This is a genomic window from Chelatococcus asaccharovorans (genome assembly GCF_003201475.1).
GTDB lineage: Bacteria > Pseudomonadota > Alphaproteobacteria > Rhizobiales > Beijerinckiaceae > Chelatococcus > Chelatococcus asaccharovorans.
This window is the reverse complement of sequence record NZ_QJJK01000020.1, coordinates 80,574-87,255: the sequence shown is the minus strand read 5'-3', so window position 1 is coordinate 87,255 and position 6,682 is coordinate 80,574. Positions and strand designations below refer to the sequence as shown.

The window sequence follows — 6,682 nt, the reverse complement described above, 5'->3', positions numbered from 1 at the left end:
CCGGCTTCCTCGCCGCCAATGTCGCCTATGCCATGGACCGCCCCGACATCGCCCCCATCCTCAGACAGGATATCGAGGCGATCTTCAAGCGTTGAGCCGAACGTCAGCGCGACGATCCGAGGTTTCGCGCTTTCAGAATGCGTATCAGCACCTCTGAAGTATCGGAACTATTTGAAGTATCCCGGCCGGCATTGTCCGGCCGCGGACGCTCGGCGACAAGCTATGCGGCCGTGTAAAGCAGATGACTTGCTGGCGTCTGTCGTCATCACGCTGCTTGTCGTCGAAGTGCGGTCAGTATGTGGCGCCGTTTGAAATCTGCGCCCTGAACCGCAGATACGGAGGTGGTTGTGGTCGCGCGTCGCGCGTGTTGCGGATGGATCCGCGATGCTTGCCCGTGATCTCAAGAGGAAGCCCATGTCGTCGGCGGGAGTGGCGATCTCCCCGTGAAGAATACCGCCTGTGGACAATTTGGGTGATGACATCACGCCTAAAAAAAGGGCGCATGCTGTCGAGGGCGACGTGCGCCTCGGAGGCACGTCCGACCATCCCGAGCGGGGCGGAAAAACCCGCCATGGTCATCAATGCTGTTTCGGGTAGGCCTTCGGAGCAGAAAATACGAATTCCATGGGCGAAAATGAAACTAAAAATCTCTCCGCCCCGTCGATGCTCAGGGGGCGGCAGGGTGCATAGCCGACAAGGCCGATCAAAAAAACGAGGGGATCTCGGACGATGGGAGAATGCTTTGGATCTGCACAAAATTTCGGCAAAATCAGGCCCGCCTGTCAAAATATAAACAGACCGGTATGTACAAACATGCTTGACTGTTTGTAAATTGTGGTGCCCATTTGGTGCCGAGGGAGCATCAATGGCAGTTCGCAGGCAACGTCGGACACAACAGGAGCGCAGCGCCGATACGTCGGAAAGGCTCCTCAATGCGACCATCGATCTATTGCATGATCGTGGTCTTTATCGCATGTCTACGTCCGAAATTGCGGAAGCTGCAGGTCTATCCCGCGGTGCTCTGACGCATCACTTTAGTTCCAAAGAGGAGATCATTGTCGAGGCGGTCGGGTATATGCTTCGCAAGGTGACCGCGGAGCTGCACGGGATGGCCGAAGGAATACGATTTTCTGGTAGTTCGACGGACGAGATAGTCGAATACCTGTGGCGAATGATGAACGATCGCCTGTTCTACGTGACGATGGAGTATCTCCCGGAGGCGCGGCATAACGCCGAATTTCGCCAGAAGATCGTCCCGGTCGTCAAGGAGTTCCACGAAGGGCTCAATGCTGTCTGGGCTGAGCTTGCAGCACAGGCGGGCGTCGGCGTCGATCAAGTTCTTGTCTTGATGAATGCCACGATGTGCATGTTTCGTGGGATGATCGCGCAGACTGCTGTCAAGGACGATCCAGCTTACTTTCAGGAACTGCTGCAATTCTGGAAGGGGCAGGTCAGGCGGGAATTTAACGCTGTCGTGGCGTCGTCGCCGGCCTTGCGGCGCGCCGCCCGAAACTAGACTTTTTGCGCATTCCAGACGTTGCGCGCCATCAGAGTTGTAGGTCACTGCGCGCATGCCGCGCCGTCAGAACATGTTGGGGGACCATGCAGGCACAGGAGCTAAGAGGGCCGCGCGCGCCGGCATATCCACTTCTTGTGGAAAATGTGCGGTTGTCCTTCGCCGGCCTCAAGGCGTTGGATGGCGCCTCTTTCCACGTCACACCCGGCATCGTGACGGGGCTTATCGGGCCCAATGGCGCCGGCAAGACGACGATGTTCAATGTCATATCCGGGCTCTATCGCGCCGATGCCGGGTCGATCTCCTTTATGGGGCAAGGCATCGAGAGGATGAGCCCGCACCAGATCTCCCGCTTGGGGCTCGTCAGAACCTTTCAGATCGCCCGCGGCTTTCCGAAGCTCACGGTGTTCGAGCATCTCATGGTCTATGGGGCCCGCCAGCCCGGCGAGAAGCTGTTGACGGCGGTGTTCGGCTCGACCGAGGCGCGCCAGCGCGAGGCGGAGCTGTCGGAGAAGGCGCTCGCGGTCGCCGCGCGTCTGCGCCTCTCCCATGTCATCGACAACAAGGTCACCGATCTCTCCGGCGGGCAGAAGAAGCTGCTCGAGATCGGTCGCGCGCTGATGGCCGAGCCGCGCATGATCCTGTTCGACGAGCCTGCGGCCGGCGTCAATCCGACATTGGCGGAGGAGATCGGCGACCAGCTTCTCAGTCTGGCCGAAGAGGGCCTGACGGTTCTGCTCATCGAGCACGACATGGCCTTGATTGAGCGCATCTGTCGCCGCGTCATCGTCATGGCGCAAGGCCGCACATTGGCGGAAGGCAGTTTCGAGGACGTCCGCAGCAATGCGGAAGTGCAGGACGCCTATCTCGGAGGCCGGCGATGAACGCCCACAAGAGGCTGATCGAGGTCACCGGCCTCGTTGGCGGCTACGCGTCCGCCGAGCAGATCGTCAAGGGCGTCGCGATGGGCGCCGATGCGGGCGAGCTCGTCACCATCATCGGGCCCAATGGCGCTGGCAAGTCCACCGCGCTGAAGCTCATCTCCGGCCTGCTGCGTCCCGCGCAGGGCCATGTCTATATCAACGGCGAGGATGTCGCGGGCCGTTCGCCGCAGGCGATCGCGCGGGCGGGCCTTGGTTTCGTTCCGCAGGAGCGCAACATCTTCGGCTCGCTCTCCGTCGCCGAGAACCTGGAGATGGGGTGCCGCTTCGAGCCCGGTGCCTTCAAGGAACGGGCTGCGGAAGCCTATGCGCGCTTCCCGATGCTCGCCGACAAGCGGCGGACTGCGGCCAAGAGCCTATCCGGCGGGCAGCGGCAGATCCTCGCCATGGCGATGGCCCTCATGGCGAAGCCTTCCGCGTTGCTGCTCGATGAGCCGACCGCGGGCCTGAGCCCGAAGGCGGCGCACGAACTCTTCGACTACATCAGGCGCATCGCGGCTGAAGGCATCGCCATTCTCATGGTCGAGCAGAACGCGCTGGAATCACTGTCGGTGTCGGACCGCGCCTATGTCCTCGTGGATGGTCGCAACCACCTCGAGGGCACGGCGGAGGCCGTCGCCAACGATCCTGATATTCGCCGGCTCTTCCTGGGCGGGCGCAGCACGAGCAGCCGGCAATCAGGGGCGGCCGGTGAAACGTCCGCGTCGGATTCAGCAAAACAGAAGTAAATCAAGTGGAGGGTGAAATCATGACCATGCGTTTTACACGTCGAAGCTTTCTTGGAACCAGTATTCTGGCCGCGGGTACACTTGCAATGCCGGCGATCCTGCGTGCGCAGGAAGGCCCGATCAAGCTCGGCACACTGACGCCCCTGACGGGTTCCGGCGGCGCCTACGGCCCCGTGATGGCAGATGTGGTGAAGAAGGCGGCGGGCGAGATCAACAAGGCCGGCGGTGTGCTTGGCCGTGAGCTCGTCATCATCTCGGAAGACGACCAGACCAACCCGGAAGCCGGCCTGCGCGCCGCGCGCAAGCTCATCGACGTCGACAAGGTGTCGGCCATCATGGGCACCTGGGCGTCGTCGGTGACGACTGCGGTCGCGCCGGTGTGCTGGCAGAGCGGCGTCTTCCTCGCCACGGTTTCCGGGGCGGATTCCATCACCAAATTGCCGCACCAGGGCTTCATCATCCGCACGCAGCCGAACACGACCCTGCAGGGACGCAAATTCGGCGAGTTCGCGCTTGAACTCGGTGCGAAGAATGTCGCATTCGTGTCGCCGCAGACGCCGTTTACGGAATCCCAGTTCGCGGCCCTGACCAAGGCGGTCGAAGCCGCCGGCGGCAAGACGTCGATCCTGATCTATGACGACAAGAAGACGACGCTGCGCACCGAGGTCGACCAGGTGCTGCGGTCGAAGCCTGACGCCATCGTGATGGGCGGCTACACCACCGATACCGCGGTTTTGGTGCGGGATCTCTATCGCGCCAACTACAAGGGCAAGCTGCTCGGCTTCGGCTATGCGGTCAACAAGCAACTCGTCGAGGCGCTGCCGCCCGACGTGAGCGAGGGCATCGTGACCCTGTCGCCGTCTGCGGCGCAAGGCACGGGTGGCTACAAGAACGTGGCGCGGCTGCTCGGCGTTGACTCACCCGACACCTATAGCTGCCAGATCTACGATCACCTCAACCTGATCTCGCTCGCCATGGCGGCCGGCAAGGGCACGACCGGCACGGTCATCAAGGACAATGTCCGCAAGGTGGCGCAAGGTGGCGGCCAGAAGGTCGACAATGCGGTCGACGGCCTCAAGCTCGTCACGGCCGGCACGAAGATCGACTATGACGGCGCTTCGGGGCCCTGCGATTTCACCGACATCGGCGATATCGAGGATGCCCAGTTCCGCTACGAGCAGATCAAGGACGGCAAGATCGTCCTCCTGAAGATCGCGTAACATGGATGCGGTCCTCCAGGCGCTGATCAACGGCATCATCTCCGGGACGCTTCTCGCCGTCCCGGCGCTGGGCTTCAGCGCGATCTTCGCTGTGCTCCGCTTCCCCAATTTCGCCATCGGCGCATTGGCGACGGCGGGTGCCTATTGTGCCTGGGTGGTCAACGTCGGGCTCGGCCTGCCGATTCCGGTGGCGATCGTCGCCGCCTTTGTCGGGGCCGCGCTCGTCGGTGCCTTGCTGGAATATGGCGCGCTGGAGCGGCTCGGCCGCGGGGGCGCGCTGATGAAGGCCATCGGCTCGCTGGCCATGGGCATGGTCATCGAGAACATCGTCCGTTTTATCTTCGGTAATGATCTCAGGGCTTTCGACCTGCCGCTGGCGCGCGATATCGTCTTCGGGCCGATCCGCGTCGGCCCGCAGCAGCTCAATAATCTCGTCCTCGCGCTCGTCATCATGGCGGCCGTATGGGCCTTCCTCTCGCTGACGAGCCTCGGCCGGTCCATGCGCGCCGTCGCGGACAATCCCGATCTCGCCCGTCTCAAGGGCGTCAATCCGCGCTTCATCGCGCTGGTAACGGTGGCCATCGGCAGCGGCCTCTGCGGCATCGGCGGCACGTTGATCGGTCTCGATACGGCCATCGATCCCCTTGTCGGCGGCCGGGTCCTGCTCTCGGTCTTCGCAGCCGCGGTGCTCGGCGGGCTTGGCAGCATTCCCGGTGCGGTGGCGGGCGCCTTCCTGATCGGCATCGTCGAGGAATTCACGGTTCTCGCCCTATCGCCCGCCTATCGGCTGGCGGTCGGCTTCATCGTGATCCTGGTCGTTCTGACCGTCCGGCCATCGGGCCTTCTCGGCAGCAAGGCGAACTGACGACATGCTCACTTACATCCTCTTCGCGCTTGTCATCGGCTCGGTCTATGCGCTGCTCGCGCAAAGCCTCATGCTCTCCTGGGGGCTGGCCGGCCTCGTCAATCTCGGTCTGGCGGGCTTCTTTGCGGTGGGGGCCTATGCCTCGGCGATGCTGACCACCTGGGGCCATGCGCCGATCCCGCTGGGCGTTGCCGCCGCCATGCTGGCCGGCGGGCTCGTTGGGCTCGTCGTCTGCTTCTCGACGCTTCGGCTGCGCGACGACTATCTGGCGATCGTCACGCTGGGGTTCGCGGAGATTGTGCGCCTCGTCGCCTCAAACGAGGTGTGGCTGACGGGTGGCACCGACGGCATCTCCGGCATTCCGGTCCTCGTGCCGCGCGACGCCGGCATCTGGTTTCATGCCGGATCGCTCGCCATCATCGCCGCGGCTGTGGCCGCGGTCTATCTTCTCCTGCGACGGCTCCTGCGCTCGCCCTGGGGGCGCAGCCTGAGGGCGATCCGCGAGGATCAGACGGTGGCATCCGTCGCCGGCAAGAGCATCGTGCGCTTCAAGGCGCAGGCCTTTTCGCTCGCTGCGGCGATCGCCGGCGTGGCCGGTGCGTTCTACGGTCATTACACAAGCTATGTCGCGCCGGATCTCTTCCAGCCGCTCATCACCATCTACATCTTCCTGGCGGTGACGGCCGGAGGCAATGCGCGCCCCGCCGGCGCTGTCATCGGCGCCTATCTGCTCGTCGCCTTCCTCGAAGCCACGCGCTTCATCGCCGAACTGGCGCCGGGCGTCTCCGCCGTGCAGGCGGCGTCCCTGAGGGAGATCGTGGTCGGGCTCGGCCTGGTCCTTGTCCTCTCCTTCCGCCCGGACGGCCTCCTACCCGAACGTTCACAGAAAGCTCCTGCGCTATGACCGCTTCCCTGCTCCAGGCCTATCTCTCCGTAACCGATGCCATCGCCGCCGATGCAAGCCCCGAGGCCGCCTATCGCGCCGTCGACAAGGCCGTGGCGGATCTCCTCGGCCACAAGCTGTTCACCATTCTCGTCCGGTGCGAGAATGGCGAGGAGGTCGAGCGTGTCTATTCCTCGCAGCCGGCCGCCTATCCCGTCCAGGGCCGCAAACGCATGGGGCCGACCCCGTGGGGCGACCTGGTTCTGAAGCGCAAACAGACCTTCCTCGGCCCCGATGTCGCCGCCATTCGCTGGGCCTTCCCGGATCATCAGCTGATCGAAAGCCTCGGCCTCGGCTCCGTCATCAATGTGTCTGTCCAGCAGGGTGGCGACATTCTCGGCACGCTCAATGTGCTCGACCGCGAAGGCGCCTTTACCAGCGAGGATCAGGTCGCGCTGGTGCGTTCCTTCACCCCGTTCCTCATTCCTGCATTAACCAAGGCCCGCGTCTGACGCCTGCCTTTTTCGAC

General features: G+C 63.2%; 7 protein-coding genes. All 7 read left to right on the top strand.

What is annotated here, in order from left to right; all coding sequences use genetic code 11:
- Window positions 1-865 precede the first annotated feature (865 nt).
- The 7 genes from C7450_RS31300 to C7450_RS31270 all read left to right on the top strand — a co-directional run bounded on the left by C7450_RS31300 (window position 866) and on the right by C7450_RS31270 (window position 6,665).
- Window positions 866-1,516, top strand: a complete 651-nt coding sequence (locus tag C7450_RS31300) for a TetR/AcrR family transcriptional regulator (protein ID WP_110378412.1) — start codon at window positions 866-868, stop codon at window positions 1,514-1,516.
- Window positions 1,517-1,662: 146 nt separating this feature from the next.
- Window positions 1,663-2,400, top strand: coding sequence for an ABC transporter ATP-binding protein (locus C7450_RS31295; RefSeq protein WP_245450277.1), 738 nt, complete (start codon window positions 1,663-1,665; stop codon window positions 2,398-2,400).
- Window positions 2,397-3,185 (top strand): ABC transporter ATP-binding protein, encoded by a 789-nt coding sequence (locus C7450_RS31290; RefSeq protein ID WP_110378410.1) that lies wholly within the window; start codon window positions 2,397-2,399, stop codon window positions 3,183-3,185. The genes C7450_RS31295 and C7450_RS31290 overlap by 4 nt, the downstream gene beginning before the upstream one ends.
- 20 nt (window positions 3,186-3,205) lie before the next feature.
- On the top strand, window positions 3,206-4,405 hold the full coding sequence (locus C7450_RS31285) for an ABC transporter substrate-binding protein (RefSeq protein ID WP_110378409.1): 1,200 nt from the start codon (window positions 3,206-3,208) through the stop codon (window positions 4,403-4,405).
- Between the two features lies 1 nt (window position 4,406).
- Entirely contained in the window at window positions 4,407-5,270 is an 864-nt protein-coding gene (locus C7450_RS31280; protein ID WP_110378408.1) for a branched-chain amino acid ABC transporter permease, read from the top strand.
- 4 nt (window positions 5,271-5,274) lie between these two features.
- Window positions 5,275-6,174 (top strand): branched-chain amino acid ABC transporter permease, encoded by a 900-nt coding sequence (locus C7450_RS31275; protein ID WP_110378407.1) that lies wholly within the window; start codon window positions 5,275-5,277, stop codon window positions 6,172-6,174.
- Window positions 6,171-6,665: a GAF domain-containing protein gene (locus C7450_RS31270; protein WP_245450276.1), complete on the top strand. Its 495-nt coding sequence runs from the start codon at window positions 6,171-6,173 to the stop codon at window positions 6,663-6,665. The genes C7450_RS31275 and C7450_RS31270 overlap by 4 nt, the downstream gene beginning before the upstream one ends.
- Window positions 6,666-6,682 lie beyond the last annotated feature (17 nt).